The organism is Yersinia canariae (assembly GCF_009831415.1).
Taxonomy (GTDB): Bacteria; Pseudomonadota; Gammaproteobacteria; order Enterobacterales; family Enterobacteriaceae; genus Yersinia; species Yersinia canariae.
This window is the reverse complement of record NZ_CP043727.1, coordinates 1,963,032-1,975,807: the sequence shown is the minus strand read 5'-3', so window position 1 is coordinate 1,975,807 and position 12,776 is coordinate 1,963,032. Positions and strand designations below refer to the sequence as shown.

Below are 12,776 nucleotides of genomic sequence, written 5' to 3'. Positions count from 1 at the left end.
TATACTGCCAGGAAGCCAAGTGCCTGTAGTGGACACCCCTACCAGCGAGTATCGACATGAATGTCAGTCAGTACATCGCAATCCGCGAAGTAGCAGGTTCAGCGCGGTAATGGCTTTTGTCAGCCGCGTCTCGCTTTCATCACCTTCGGCAATCCAGAATGCCGCTTCTGCCAGGCTACCGTAAATCAGCGAAGCCAATCCCTCCGGATCGACGTCATCAACGACACCGTGCTGAATCAGATTGCGAATCAGACACCGCATGGATTCCACGCAATAACGTTGCGATTCAGGTGAAGAACCGCCCAGTACCGCTTTTGCATCACGCAACACAATGCGCTGAAATTCAGGTTCCAGCGCCATCTCGAGGTAAGCCCGACAGCGATTGCAAAAACCCTCCCACGGATCCGCTGCATTACTGGAAATCCCCTGTAGGCGTTGATCCATCTCTTCATCGATCTGCTCCACAACTGCCGTCAGCAATCCTTTTTTGTCACCAAAATGATGATAAAGCGCACCACGGGTCAGCCCTGCTTGCGCAGTCAGGTCATCCATCGAGGTTTCAGCGTAGCCATATTCGCAAAAAACCTTACGGGCAGTTGCTAACAATGTAGCTCTTGTCTCTTCCATCTCAGCGCGGGTTCGGCGAACCATAATCCTCTCCTTACATACGATATGAATGATTATTTACAAACACTTCGTATGAATATAGAATTAGATTCATACGCGTTGTATGTATTGTCGCTGTGTCACCACGTTGTGGCAAGCAAATGCTACCGGAGATTATGATGGCTAATCTGTATCGAGACCTTTTTTCTGTCCCTGGCACGGGACATTTTGCCGTTGCTGGTCTACTTGCGCGGATCCCATTGCCGATGGCAGGCATCGGGATTATCACTCTATTTTCGCGGCAGAGCGGTGGTTATGCGCTGGCAGGAGCAATTTCCGCGACCTTTGTTCTGACCTACGCCCTGCTGTCACCACGGATCTCCCGATATGTGGATCGTTATGGGCAGCATCGAGTTTTGCCTGCGGCTTCGGCTATCAGTGTCACCGGCTTTCTCATCCTCATAGCCTGTTCCCACTGGAATGTTGCCAACTGGGTCCTTTTTTTCGGCGCAGTCCTGGCGGGGTTTATGCCCAGTATGTCTGCCATGGTACGGGCACGCTGGACGGTGCTGTACCGGGGCCAGCCGCGTTTGCAGACAGCCTATTCGCTTGAAACGGTGCTCGATGAGCTGACGTTTATTGTTGGGCCGCCCCTCTCGATTGGCCTTTCCATCGCGTTGTTTCCCCAGGCAGGTCTACTGCTCACGGCACTTTTGCTGTTTTTAGGCGTGTTTGCACTGGTAATACAGCGCGGCACGGAACCTCCGATTATGGCACCCTCCTGCTGCAAAATTGGCTCTGGTTCGGTCATTCATATGGCAAGCGTACGGCTGTTGGCGCTGCTGATGGTGGCAATGGGCGTCATTGTCGGCACGGTTGATATCGTGAGTGTCGCCTACGGAGGACAACTGGGGCACCCGGCAGCCGCCGGCCTGGTTTTATCAGCGTATGCCGTTGGTTCATGTCTGTCCGGATTAATCTATGGCTCACTCAAACTGAAAACCCCGCTCCATCGGCTGTTGTGGTTGGGCGGGCTGGCAACTGCCACAACCACTATCCCACTGATACTGGTCACAAATCTTACCGCACTGGCGGCAGCCGTCCTGGTGGCGGGCCTCTTTTTCGCCCCAACCATGATCGTGGCCATGTCGCTCATTGAACGGCAGGTGGCTGAAAGCCAGTTAACAGAGGGCATGACCTGGCTGCTGGCCGGGCTGAATGTGGGCGTTGCGCTGGGCGCCGCAATCGCCGGTCAGGTTGTTGATAGCAGTGAACCACGGATTGGATTTTACGTCGCCTTATGTGCCGGAATCCTGGTACTGCTCATGGCACTTTTAAGTCATTTCACCCTACACAAGCAGGATAATCGCACCTGAGCTGGGTGCGTTCTCCAGGATCTGAATGATGATTACATTTTCTACCATGAAATCTGTTCGCAACTCTTGGACAGCAGTGATTGCTGTCGGTCTGGCAACTTTCTCTGTTGTCACAACAGAAATGCTCCCGGTGGGCTTGCTGACATCCATAGCCGGAACACTCAACATCACCACCGGAAGCGCGGGTCTGATGATTTCCCTGCCAGCATTTCTGGCAGCTTTATTCGCGCCATTCGTCATCATTGCATCAGGTGGAATAGATCGCCGATGGATACTGTGTGGCCTGCTGGTGTTGCTGGTGATGGCAAATCTTGCCTCTGCACTAGCACCCAATTTGATCTTAATGCTCGCAGCCCGGATTCTGGTCGGCTTCTGCATGGGGGGAATATGGGCAATCGCGGGCGGTCTTGCCTCACGTCTGGTTCCGGAGAATGCTATTGGCCTGGCAACCTCCATTATCTTCGGTGGTGTTGCTGCTGCATCGGTATTGGGCGTGCCCCTGGGTGCGTTTATTGGCGATGTCATCGGCTGGCGCTGGGCATTTGGAATCATGGCACTTTTCAGCGCATTGGTGCTTGTCTTCCACCTTGTGGTCATTCCGGCGTTGCCCGTTACGGGTTCGGCTAATATTAGCCAGTTCATTGCCCAACTTGGCAACCGCAAAATACAAGCGGGCTTATTCCTGACGTTGCTGCTCGTAACAAGTCATTTCGTGGCCTTTACCTTTGTGCGCCCACTACTGATCTCAGTGTCAGGATTTGATACGCAGTGGATAGGTGCCATCTTGTTCGCCTACGGTGTTGCTGGCATCGCCGGTAATTTTTTGGCGGGCACCACCGCAGCGCGCTATACAACATTCACCCTGATTGTGATTGCGACAGGTCTTGTGTTAACGCCGTTACTGTTCATTACCACCGGGCAATCGGTCACAGGTGGTGGTGGTGTCCTCATATTCTGGGGGCTGGCTTACGGTGGGCTTTCTGTCGGACTGATGACCTGGATGATGAAAGCCGCACCCCGTGCCGTGGAGATCGCTGCTGCGCTTTATGTCGGGGTATTCAATACAGGGATTGCGCTGGGATCATGGAGCGGGGGTCAGATCGTAGATATGTTGGCCCTGACAGATACACTCTGGCTGGCCTGTGGGTTAGCAACTGCAGCCTTACTTTTGGCAGTGGCTGCTGGCCTGAATCGAGGTGATACGTAATAAGATCGGATCCTGCCTTGCCGAAGAGGCCATTACGGTCACTGACGTCCGCTTCTCGCTGTGAGTTCAACTGCCGCATGCAACTATTGCAGGCGGTTTTGTGCCAGAAGCAGACATCATAAGTACCACGAATGTGAAGACCAAAAAACAGGACCTTTTAGTTCTGTAATGCTTCGATATCACTGGACATTATTGCAGTAAGGTTTTGAGTAATCTTTTCTACGGGCCAATCCCACCACGCCAGTTTTTCCAGCGTTGCTATCGTTTCATCAGCAAAACGTTTCTTAATCACTTTGGCAGGATTACCACCTACAACCGCATATGCAGGTACATCAGAAGTAACCACCGAACGTGAAGAGATTATCGCCCCGTTGCCGATCTTTACTCCTGGCATAATCAGCGCTTTATACCCGATCCACACATCATTGCCGATCATAGTATCGCCTTTGTAGGGTAAATCACCGGCTTGGGGCATGGACTTTTCCCATCCATTCCCGAAAATATAAAATGGGAAAGTAGAGAAACCAGAAAGTTTATGGTTTGCTCCGTTCATAATGAACTGGACACCTTTTGCTATGGCGCAAAACTTACCGATAATCAGCTTGTCACCAATAAAAGGGAAATGATAGAGAACGTTGCGCTCGAAGTTTTCTGAGCCCTCTGGATCGTCGTAATAAGTAAAATCACCCACTATGATGTTTGGATTTGTCACAGTATTTTTGACAAAACAAACCTGAGGAAATCCCTTCATTGGATGTGTATTGGATGGATCTGGTCCGTACATACTCCCTCCCGCTATGAATGACTCTAATTTTTGAAGGCTAACGCATCATAATGTCAGTAGACCTTTTAGCTTGAGCGGAAAAATTTTGTGCATCGACTCGTTGAACTCACAGCCATTACCTGACGATGTATTCTTTTATGCTAACACCCTCAATGCTGTATATGCCTGTTCGCTTAATTCGCTTGCCTTTTTTATCAGTAATAGTGGCTTTAAGTGTGCTGCAGCGAATGGAATGACGTTCATCAAGCACCAGCCGAATTGCTTCTGAAGGATCTTCCACCTCTACAAGGTCCTCGGTCTTATCAAGGCCAAATGGTACAAGGTGGAAGGCGGTTTTTCCCGATGATTTTCTTGTTATCTTGGCAGGGTACAGCACGTCTCCACTTTTATGGATAAATTCAAGGCGTTCAATGTAAATCATGGCAATTCTCCTTAGTTTGTCTGCATGAATGTACAAACCGAAGATAGGAGATACAACAAAAAAGATAGGTAAAGCTAAAATAGCCCAAGATGCCTCATAACAAGTTGAATTAAAAGTATAATTTTGCAATCTATATGTAAGCAACTAAATCGTTGACTAGCCTTATAACCAGCTAAAGTGACCTGACCTGCTCGCTATGACTCAAGACACCTTGATGTCAGTATGCATTCCGAACTTCCTCTCCTCGCTCACAGCAGAACAAGGTCCAATCATTTGATGCTGTTCTTCCTTTAAATAAGGTGAGTGAACTCACTCTGCCCCGTAAGGGCCGTGAATAACTTCGTGATAATTGTCTATGTTTCTATCTGCCGTTCCGCGAGAACATGTCTAGCTGCGCTTGATGCCCATTCATCAGATTGATCAAGGTGTTCAATCTCTGACTCTGCTATCGGCGTTACGCGGATCAGCGAAACGGAACCGAAAGGCAGATTATCAATCCTACGGCCATCACGGCTGAGGATGATTCGGGTCATTGGGTTATATTCGTCTGTAAGAGTGCAAAACAGGATTGCGCCATATTTTTCAACATCAGCAGCAACCTGATACCCATCGGCAACGAGCTCACCCAGGTTAATCAAGAGATGAGCCCAGTCATCAATCTGGTGGCTGATGATAACGGTTACCCGTTGGTTAGATCGCTATCTCGCAATCCAGCAAGAACGTTACGACAGTGAGGAAATAAAGCTCAATACACTTAAGCAAAAAAGTGCGCCTGTCGAAGCGTTCAGCCGTCATTGTGGAATGTTACTCCTTCCTGATGTTGGCGCTAGGGATATAGCTTCTGTCATCGAAGAGTATAAAGACAAGGGACAAAAACGGATGGCACAGGTTGTCCGCATGGTGCTAATCGATGTGTACAAGGAAGCGCAACATGCTGGTGAGGTTCCTCCCGGCTACAATCCCGCGCTAGCTACCAAGCAACCAGCAAATAAAGTCACTCGCGTTCGTTTAAGTTTTGACGAGTGGAATTCTATATTTAGCACAGCGGCTGACATGCAAAACTATATCCAGAATTCAATGCTTCTTGCTCTGGTTACGGGCCAGCGGTTGGGGGATGTAGTGAATATGAAGTTCAGCGATGTTTGGGATAATCATCTCCATATAGTACAAGAAAAAACCGGTACCAGATTAGCTATACCGCTAAACCTAAAATGTGATGCCATCGGTTACACGTTGCAAGACGTTATAACACGTTGCCGTGATCTGATAGTTAGTCCATACATGCTCCATTACCACCATACAACATCAATGGCTAAGCGTGGCGGTAAGGTGTCAGGAAATGCAACCACCACGGGGTTCTCTGCTGCAAGAGATAAAAGTGGATTAGATTGGAAGGACGGTACACCTCCAACATTTCACGAGCAGCGGTCATTATCAGAAAGGTTATATCGCGATCAAGGGATAGACACTAAGACGTTGCTTGGACATAAAAACCAAGCTATGACTGATAAATATAATGATGACCGGGGTAAGGAATGGCTAGTTTTAACCGTTTAGTTTGGGTTGTTTTTTGTACAGTTTTGCAGAATGGTTTTGCAGAAGAAATGAAAAAGGGTTGAAAACCCACGGAAGCCGAAGCCTCCGTGAGGTGTTACTTAAACTGCCGATTACATGTGCTGAATAATGGCGTCGCCAAATTCACTACATTTCAACAGTTTAGCGCCATCCATCAAGCGCTCGAAATCATAGGTCACAGTCTTGGCCTGAATTGCGCCTTCTGTGCCTTTGATAATTAAATCAGCCGCTTCGAACCAGCCCATATGGCGCAGCATCATTTCCGCAGACAAGATAATAGAACCTGGGTTCACCTTATCTTGGCCCGCATATTTCGGCGCTGTACCGTGAGTTGCTTCAAACAATGCGCACTCATCACCAATGTTGGCACCAGGGGCAATACCGATACCGCCAACCTGCGCTGCCAATGCATCAGAAATGTAATCGCCATTCAGGTTCATACACGCGATAACATCATATTCAGCCGGGCGCAGTAGAATCTGTTGCAGGAAAGCATCGGCAATAACATCCTTAATAATGATGTCGTTACCGTTGTTTGGATTCTTGATTTTAACCCACGGGCCGCCATCGATCAGCTCACCACCAAATTCCTCACGCGCTAACTGGTAACCCCAGTCTTTAAATGCGCCTTCAGTGAATTTCATAATGTTGCCTTTATGAACCAGAGTGACTGATTCACGATCGTTGGTAATTGCATACTCAATTGCGGCACGTACCAAGCGCTTGGTCCCTTCTTCTGAACACGGTTTTACACCGATACCACATTGTTCAGGGAAGCGGATTTTCTTCACGCCCATCTCTTCACGCAGGAACTTAATCACTTTTTCAGCTTCTGGTGAACCGGCTTTCCATTCAATACCCGCATAGATGTCTTCCGCGTTTTCGCGGAAAATGACCATATTAGTCAGCTCAGGGTGTTTTACCGGGCTTGGGGTACCTTCGTAATAACGCACAGGGCGCAGGCACACATACAAGTCGAGTTGTTGGCGCAAAGCAACGTTCAAAGAACGAATGCCACCACCAACCGGAGTGGTTAATGGGCCTTTAATTGCAACGCGATATTCACGAATCAGATCTAATGTTTCTTCTGGCAGCCAAACATCTTTGCCATAAACATGGGTTGATTTCTCGCCGGTATAGATTTCCATCCAGGAGATTTTACGCTCACCTTTATAGGCTTTCTTAACCGCAGCATCCACCACGTTGATCATGGCTGGGGTCACATCAACGCCAATGCCGTCACCTTCAATAAATGGAATGATCGGATTATGCGGAACAACCAGTTTACCCTGAGCATCGACAGTAATTTTCTTACCTTCTGCCGGAACAACTACTTTGCTTTCCATCAACCTCTCCTTCAGCGCAATTTTGTTAATGCCTTGTAAGATTCGTGTCAATACTACTTGAATATTCGTTCCACGCCAATCCGAAACAGATTGAGGTATAATGCGCTAATCATTCGAAATCGCAATAATCATGAATAAATTCTCTGTTAAAAATCACAAAGTTAACCGATTCAGCACCAAGACACAGGCTAAACAGGCGAAGCCCATGGCCCCACGACGAGTATTGTTATTCAACAAGCCATTTGATGTTTTACCACAGTTCACAGATGAGTCCGGGCGCACAACTTTGAAGGAATTTATTCCTTTTACAGATGTTTATGCTGCCGGTCGGCTTGATCGTGATAGCGAAGGTTTACTGGTATTAACTAATGATGGCAAATTGCAGGCCATGCTCACGCAACCCGCCCAGAAAACCGGTAAAGTCTATTTTGTACAAGTCGAAGGGGTGCCGGGCGATGACGTGCTCAGCCAATTAAGGGCTGGAATCACCTTAAAAGACGGCCCGACATTACCCGCCGGTGCGGAATTGGTTAGCGAACCTACATGGTTATGGCCGCGTAATCCGCCAATTCGAGAGCGCAAAGCCATCCCCACAAGTTGGCTAAAGGTCACTCTTTTCGAAGGCCGTAACCGGCAGGTGCGCAGAATGACAGCCCATATTGGCTTCCCTACCCTGCGCCTGATACGTTTTAGTATGGGAAATTTAAGCCTTGATGATTTACAGCCCGGCGAATGGAAGGAGATAAAACATGTTTAAGCCCAATGTCACCGTGGCATGTGTTGTGCATGCTCAAGGGAAGTTTTTGATCGTCGAAGAGACTATCAATGGCAAAAAATTATGGAATCAGCCAGCGGGCCATTTAGAAGCTGATGAAACTCTACTACAGGCCGCAGAAAGAGAATTGTGGGAAGAAACCGGTATTCGGGCCACTCCGCAATCTTTTTTGCGTATGCACCAATGGCTAGCACCGGATAAAACCGCCTTTTTGCGTTTCGCTTTTGTTATTGAGCTACTGGCCCCCTTACCCACACACCCCCATGACAGCGATATCGACTGCTGCCTGTGGCTCACTGCTGATGAGATACTGCAAGCGGGTAATTTGCGCTCACCCTTAGTTGCTGAAAGTATCCGTTGCTATCAACAACCCGAGCGTTATTCGCTTGATCTGGTTGGCTCATTTAACTGGCCCTTATAAAAGGCTAATTTGATTTACTCAGGTAATTTTACCGAGAGTGCGAATCTACCATGCAGCAATGCAGTCAACGTGATAAAATCCGGCGCTTGTTTTTATAATGCCTTACCCGCGTTGAAAAGTTAGTCGGATAATGTCATCCGTCATCGCCTTCTCTGGGGCTGTAGGTATTTACGTTAGTGAGACTCCCATGTCAGATAACAGCCAGAAAAAAGTAATCGTCGGTATGTCCGGCGGTGTCGATTCTTCCGTTTCCGCCTACCTGCTCCAGCAACAGGGCTATCAAGTTGCCGGCTTGTTCATGAAGAACTGGGAAGAGGATGATGGCGAAGAGTATTGCTCAGCAGCGACCGATTTGGCCGATGCTCAAGCAGTATGCGACAAACTGGGCATGGAGTTGCACACCGTCAATTTTGCTGCAGAATACTGGGATAACGTGTTCGAACTGTTCCTGGAAGAATATAAAGCAGGACGCACTCCTAACCCTGATATTCTGTGTAATAAAGAAATCAAATTTAAAGCTTTCCTTGAGTTCGCTGCCGAAGACTTGGGTGCGGACTACATTGCTACCGGTCACTATGTCCGTCGTCAGGATGTCGAGGGTAAAAGCCGCTTGTTGCGTGGCCTTGATGGTAATAAAGACCAAAGTTATTTCCTTTACACCTTAAGTCACGAACAACTCGCTCAAAGCCTGTTCCCTGTCGGTGAATTAGAAAAGCCAGAAGTGCGCCGTATCGCCGAACAACTTGATCTGGTTACCGCCAAGAAAAAAGACTCAACGGGTATCTGCTTTATCGGTGAGCGCAAATTCCGTGATTTCCTGGGCCGCTATCTGCCTGCCCAACCCGGCCCAATCATGACAGTTGACGGCCAACATGTGGGTGAACATCAGGGGCTGATGTATCACACTCTGGGTCAACGCAAAGGTTTAGGTATTGGCGGCACGAAAGATGGCGGCGATGACCCTTGGTATGTTGTGGATAAAGATGTTGCCAACAATATCTTGCTGGTCGCGCAAGGACATGAACATCCTCGTTTAATGTCAGTGGGCCTGATTGCCCAACAATTACATTGGGTTGACAGAGAACCTGTCACCGCCGCTTTCCGCTGCGTGGTAAAAACTCGTTACCGCCAACAGGACATTCCTTGCACTGTGACGCCACTGGATGACGAGCGTGTTGAGGTACGGTTTGACAATCCCGTGGCCGCAGTAACGCCCGGCCAGTCTGCGGTTTTCTACCAAGGCGAAGTCTGCCTCGGAGGTGGTATTATAGAAGAGCGCTACCCACTGCCTGGTTCAGTTACAAACTAATTCAACCCATACCCTAAGTTGCGGGAAGGCGGGAAGTCGAGAGCAGAAAACGCACATGCCGCTTGAAGTATGACGGGTATATTAATGAACCAGAACGATTACAGGAGTGACCGTGGCGAAAAATTATTATGATATTACGTTGGCATTGGCGGGAATCTGCCAGTCAGCTCGCTTGGTTCAGCAATTGGCTCATGAAGGTCAATGCGACAATGATGCATTGAAAACGATGTTGAATGGGTTGCTACAAACTAACCCACCTTCAACTCTGGCGGTATATGGCGGTAATGAACAATCCCTAAAAATGGGGTTGGAAACACTGCAAAGTGTCTTAAACGCCAACCGCCAAGGGCCTGCGGCTGAATTGACCCGCTATACTCTGAGCCTGATGGTGCTTGAAAGAAAGCTCAATGCCAATAAATCGGCTATGAATACGTTAGGTGACCGCATCAGCCAGCTTGATCGCCAACTGGCACATTTCGATCTTGAATCTGAAACAATGATGAGTTCGCTGGCCGCTATTTATACGGATGTTATCAGCCCGCTCGGGCCACGCATTCAAGTTACTGGCTCACCCGCCATTTTACAAAGCACATTGGTGCAGGCAAAAGTTCGAGCCGCCCTGCTGGCGGGGATCCGCTCAGCCGTGCTTTGGCAACAAGTCGGTGGAAGCCGCTTGCAGTTAATGTTCTCGCGAAATCGTCTGTTTAAACAGGCGCAGAGTATTCTTGCTCATAATTAAAATCCTTTCTCAGGAGTTGCCACCGATGGAATTATCCTCACTGACCGCCGTTTCCCCTATTGATGGACGCTACGGCGACAAAGTCAGCGCACTGCGCCCAATCTTTAGCGAATTCGGTTTGCTGAAATTCCGTGTGCAGGTCGAAGTACGTTGGCTGCAAAAACTGGCCGCCTGTGCAGAAATCAAAGAAGTTCCCGCTTTTGATGCTAACGCAAACGCTTACCTTGATAAAATTGTGCAAGAATTCAGTGAACAAGATGCGCAGCGCATCAAAACCATTGAGCGCACCACAAATCATGATGTGAAAGCCGTTGAGTACTTCCTGAAAGAGAAAGTTGAAAGTGTGCCGGCATTGCATGCCGTATCAGAATTTATCCACTTTGCCTGTACTTCAGAAGATATCAATAACCTGTCACATGCCTTAATGTTGCAAACGGCGCGTCAGGATGTCGTATTACCGATGTGGCGTCAGATTATTGATTCCATCAAAGCACTGGCCCACCAGTACCGTGATTTACCGCTGCTATCCCGTACTCACGGCCAGCCGGCGACGCCGTCCACAATCGGTAAAGAACTGGCGAACGTCGCTTACCGGATGGAACGTCAATTCCGTCAACTGTCACAAGTCGAAATTTTAGGCAAAATTAATGGCGCAGTAGGTAACTACAATGCCCACATTGTTGCCTACCCTGAAGTTGATTGGCATCAATTCAGTGAAGCTTTTGTCACTTCACTGGGGATCAACTGGAATCCCTATACGACGCAAATCGAACCTCATGATTACATTGCTGAACTCTTCGATTGTGTAGCGCGTTTTAATACCATCCTGATCGATTTTGACCGCGATATCTGGGGTTATATTGCATTGAGTCACTTCAAGCAAAAAACCATCGCCGGTGAAATTGGCTCGAGCACCATGCCTCATAAAGTGAACCCAATCGACTTCGAGAACTCCGAAGGCAATCTGGGGCTGTCCAATGCAGTGCTCGGCCATTTAGCCAGTAAACTTCCAGTATCGCGCTGGCAGCGTGACCTGACCGACTCCACTGTGCTGCGTAACTTGGGCGTGGGCCTGGGTTATGCCGTGATCGCATATCAGGCGACGATGAAAGGCATTAGCAAGTTAGAAGTCAATGAAGCGCATTTATTGGAAGAGTTGGACCATAACTGGGAAGTTCTGGCCGAACCTATCCAAACCGTCATGCGTCGTTATGGCATTGAAAAACCGTATGAAAAACTGAAGGAATTGACACGAGGAAAACGTGTTGATGCAGCGGGTATGCAAGCATTTATCGACAGCCTTGCTCTACCGGAAGAAGAAAAAACCCGCCTGAAAGCTATGACACCGGCCAACTACATTGGTCGAGCCATAACCATGGTCGATGAATTGAAGTAATGTATTAGCCTCAAGTACAGGTGGCAAAACAATGCCACCTGTATAATTGCTTATTCCCCTGCGTACTGCCCCTGTTTAGCCCCGGTTTAGCCGCTGTCATTGATAATACAAGCGATGTCAAAAAGGACGTTACACTCGCTGGAGCTATTATCATTATGTTGAAGAAAACACTACTTTCTCTCGCCCTAATGGCGACCTGTACTGCCGCCATGGCCGCTGATTACACCTATGTCGCCGGTGGCCTGCAATATGGTTCAATCAGTAGTAATGACCGCTTTGATAAACAATTTAATCAAGGCCAATACAGCCATATCGGCAACCGTGATATGGGCGGAATCTACCTTAACGGCGGCTATGGTTTTGATAACGATCTGTTTATTGATGGCCGTATAAACAGTATTGCCAATAGTGACCGGGGTCTTGCGGAAGCCGTCCTTGGGTTGGGTTACCATGTTGCATTCTCACCCAATATTGATTTTTACACCTTAGTGGGTGGCAGCCGGCATGCCATGGTGTTTGATGCCAGCAAAGACGGTAAAAAAACCAATACTTACAATAGTGCTACTGGTGAAGTCGGCATCAAAAGCACGTTATCACAGGATATCGGGCTTGATGTTGCCTACCGTTTGGCAAACTATGATGGCCGGGCATTCCATGAAGCGCGGATAACAACAGACTATGCTCTGACAGAAAGCCTCGCCGCTGAAGTGGGTTACACCTACCATAACTGGAAAGTCAGTGATCAGGCGATGAAAGTAGGTTTGCGTTACACTTTCTAAGTCACTGTTTTAATTTTTACTTGTCGGGTAATATCATGTTAC

Annotated in this window: 14 protein-coding genes; 9 read left to right on the top strand and 5 right to left on the bottom strand. The window is 48.3% G+C overall.

Annotated features, from left to right (window positions below; all coding sequences use genetic code 11):
• Positions 1-63: 63 nt before the first annotated feature.
• Positions 64-651 carry a TetR/AcrR family transcriptional regulator gene (locus tag F0T03_RS09120; protein WP_159677958.1) on the bottom strand — a complete coding sequence of 196 codons (588 nt, stop codon included), beginning with the start codon at positions 649-651 and terminating at the stop codon, positions 64-66.
• A gap of 134 nt (positions 652-785) precedes the next feature.
• Here F0T03_RS09120 and F0T03_RS09115 point away from each other — a divergent pair, with 134 nt between their 5' ends.
• A complete protein-coding gene (locus tag F0T03_RS09115) occupies positions 786-1,982 on the top strand; it encodes an MFS transporter (protein ID WP_159680794.1) in 1,197 nt (398 codons plus the stop codon).
• A 28-nt stretch (positions 1,983-2,010) separates the two neighbouring features.
• The gene (locus tag F0T03_RS09110) at positions 2,011-3,189 is read left to right on the top strand and encodes an MFS transporter (RefSeq protein WP_159680792.1); all 1,179 of its coding nucleotides are present in this window, start codon (positions 2,011-2,013) and stop codon (positions 3,187-3,189) included.
• 157 nt (positions 3,190-3,346) lie between these two features.
• On the opposite strand, the gene F0T03_RS09105 is transcribed toward F0T03_RS09110, so the two are convergent.
• The 3 genes from F0T03_RS09105 to F0T03_RS09095 form a co-directional block, all read right to left on the bottom strand.
• Positions 3,347-3,973, bottom strand: a complete 627-nt coding sequence (locus F0T03_RS09105) for a Vat family streptogramin A O-acetyltransferase (protein WP_145554746.1) — start codon at positions 3,971-3,973, stop codon at positions 3,347-3,349.
• Positions 3,974-4,088: 115 nt separating this feature from the next.
• Entirely contained in the window at positions 4,089-4,394 is a 306-nt protein-coding gene (locus tag F0T03_RS09100) for a transposase (RefSeq protein ID WP_159677955.1), read from the bottom strand.
• Positions 4,395-4,747: 353 nt separating this feature from the next.
• Positions 4,748-5,032 carry a hypothetical protein gene (locus tag F0T03_RS09095; RefSeq protein ID WP_246169944.1) on the bottom strand — a complete coding sequence of 95 codons (285 nt, stop codon included), beginning with the start codon at positions 5,030-5,032 and terminating at the stop codon, positions 4,748-4,750.
• 31 nt (positions 5,033-5,063) lie between these two features.
• Between F0T03_RS09095 and F0T03_RS09090 the strand changes: the two genes are divergently transcribed.
• On the top strand, positions 5,064-5,951 hold the full coding sequence (locus F0T03_RS09090; RefSeq protein ID WP_159677952.1) for a tyrosine-type recombinase/integrase: 888 nt from the start codon (positions 5,064-5,066) through the stop codon (positions 5,949-5,951).
• A gap of 110 nt (positions 5,952-6,061) precedes the next feature.
• On the opposite strand, the gene icd is transcribed toward F0T03_RS09090, so the two are convergent.
• Positions 6,062-7,315, bottom strand: coding sequence for an NADP-dependent isocitrate dehydrogenase (gene icd, locus F0T03_RS09085; protein WP_159677948.1), 1,254 nt, complete (start codon positions 7,313-7,315; stop codon positions 6,062-6,064).
• A gap of 130 nt (positions 7,316-7,445) precedes the next feature.
• On the opposite strand from icd, the gene rluE reads away from it, so the two are divergent.
• From rluE to F0T03_RS09055, 6 genes are all read left to right on the top strand, one after another.
• Complete coding sequence (gene rluE, locus F0T03_RS09080; RefSeq protein ID WP_159677945.1) at positions 7,446-8,072, top strand: 23S rRNA pseudouridine(2457) synthase RluE; 627 nt, start codon at positions 7,446-7,448, stop codon at positions 8,070-8,072.
• Positions 8,065-8,511, top strand: a complete 447-nt coding sequence (locus F0T03_RS09075) for an NUDIX hydrolase (RefSeq protein WP_145557257.1) — start codon at positions 8,065-8,067, stop codon at positions 8,509-8,511. Before rluE ends, F0T03_RS09075 begins: the two co-directional genes overlap by 8 nt.
• Positions 8,512-8,698: 187 nt before the next feature.
• Positions 8,699-9,820: a tRNA 2-thiouridine(34) synthase MnmA gene (gene mnmA, locus F0T03_RS09070; RefSeq protein WP_159677943.1), complete on the top strand. Its 1,122-nt coding sequence runs from the start codon at positions 8,699-8,701 to the stop codon at positions 9,818-9,820.
• 112 nt (positions 9,821-9,932) lie between these two features.
• Entirely contained in the window at positions 9,933-10,559 is a 627-nt protein-coding gene (hflD, locus tag F0T03_RS09065) for a high frequency lysogenization protein HflD (RefSeq protein ID WP_159677939.1), read from the top strand.
• A gap of 25 nt (positions 10,560-10,584) precedes the next feature.
• Entirely contained in the window at positions 10,585-11,955 is a 1,371-nt protein-coding gene (gene purB / locus F0T03_RS09060) for an adenylosuccinate lyase (protein ID WP_159677937.1), read from the top strand.
• A 155-nt stretch (positions 11,956-12,110) separates the two neighbouring features.
• Positions 12,111-12,734: a YPO1635 family putative outer membrane beta-barrel protein gene (locus F0T03_RS09055; RefSeq protein ID WP_159677935.1), complete on the top strand. Its 624-nt coding sequence runs from the start codon at positions 12,111-12,113 to the stop codon at positions 12,732-12,734.
• The last annotated feature ends 42 nt before the right edge of the window (positions 12,735-12,776 follow it).

Excerpts from the sequence above, each read along its gene's own strand:
- F0T03_RS09120 (WP_159677958.1), bottom strand. The coding sequence starts at position 651 with ATGGTTCGCCGAACCCGCGCTGAGATGGAAGAGACAAGAGCTACATTG.
- F0T03_RS09115 (WP_159680794.1), top strand. The coding sequence starts at position 786 with ATGGCTAATCTGTATCGAGACCTTTTTTCTGTCCCTGGCACGGGACAT.
- F0T03_RS09110 (WP_159680792.1), top strand. The coding sequence starts at position 2,011 with ATGATTACATTTTCTACCATGAAATCTGTTCGCAACTCTTGGACAGCA.
- F0T03_RS09105 (WP_145554746.1), bottom strand. The coding sequence starts at position 3,973 with ATGTACGGACCAGATCCATCCAATACACATCCAATGAAGGGATTTCCT.
- F0T03_RS09100 (WP_159677955.1), bottom strand. The coding sequence starts at position 4,394 with ATGATTTACATTGAACGCCTTGAATTTATCCATAAAAGTGGAGACGTG.
- F0T03_RS09090 (WP_159677952.1), top strand. The coding sequence starts at position 5,064 with ATGATAACGGTTACCCGTTGGTTAGATCGCTATCTCGCAATCCAGCAA.
- icd (WP_159677948.1), bottom strand. The coding sequence starts at position 7,315 with ATGGAAAGCAAAGTAGTTGTTCCGGCAGAAGGTAAGAAAATTACTGTC.
- rluE (WP_159677945.1), top strand. The coding sequence starts at position 7,446 with ATGAATAAATTCTCTGTTAAAAATCACAAAGTTAACCGATTCAGCACC.
- F0T03_RS09075 (WP_145557257.1), top strand. The coding sequence starts at position 8,065 with ATGTTTAAGCCCAATGTCACCGTGGCATGTGTTGTGCATGCTCAAGGG.
- mnmA (WP_159677943.1), top strand. The coding sequence starts at position 8,699 with ATGTCAGATAACAGCCAGAAAAAAGTAATCGTCGGTATGTCCGGCGGT.
- purB (WP_159677937.1), top strand. The coding sequence starts at position 10,585 with ATGGAATTATCCTCACTGACCGCCGTTTCCCCTATTGATGGACGCTAC.
- F0T03_RS09055 (WP_159677935.1), top strand. The coding sequence starts at position 12,111 with ATGTTGAAGAAAACACTACTTTCTCTCGCCCTAATGGCGACCTGTACT.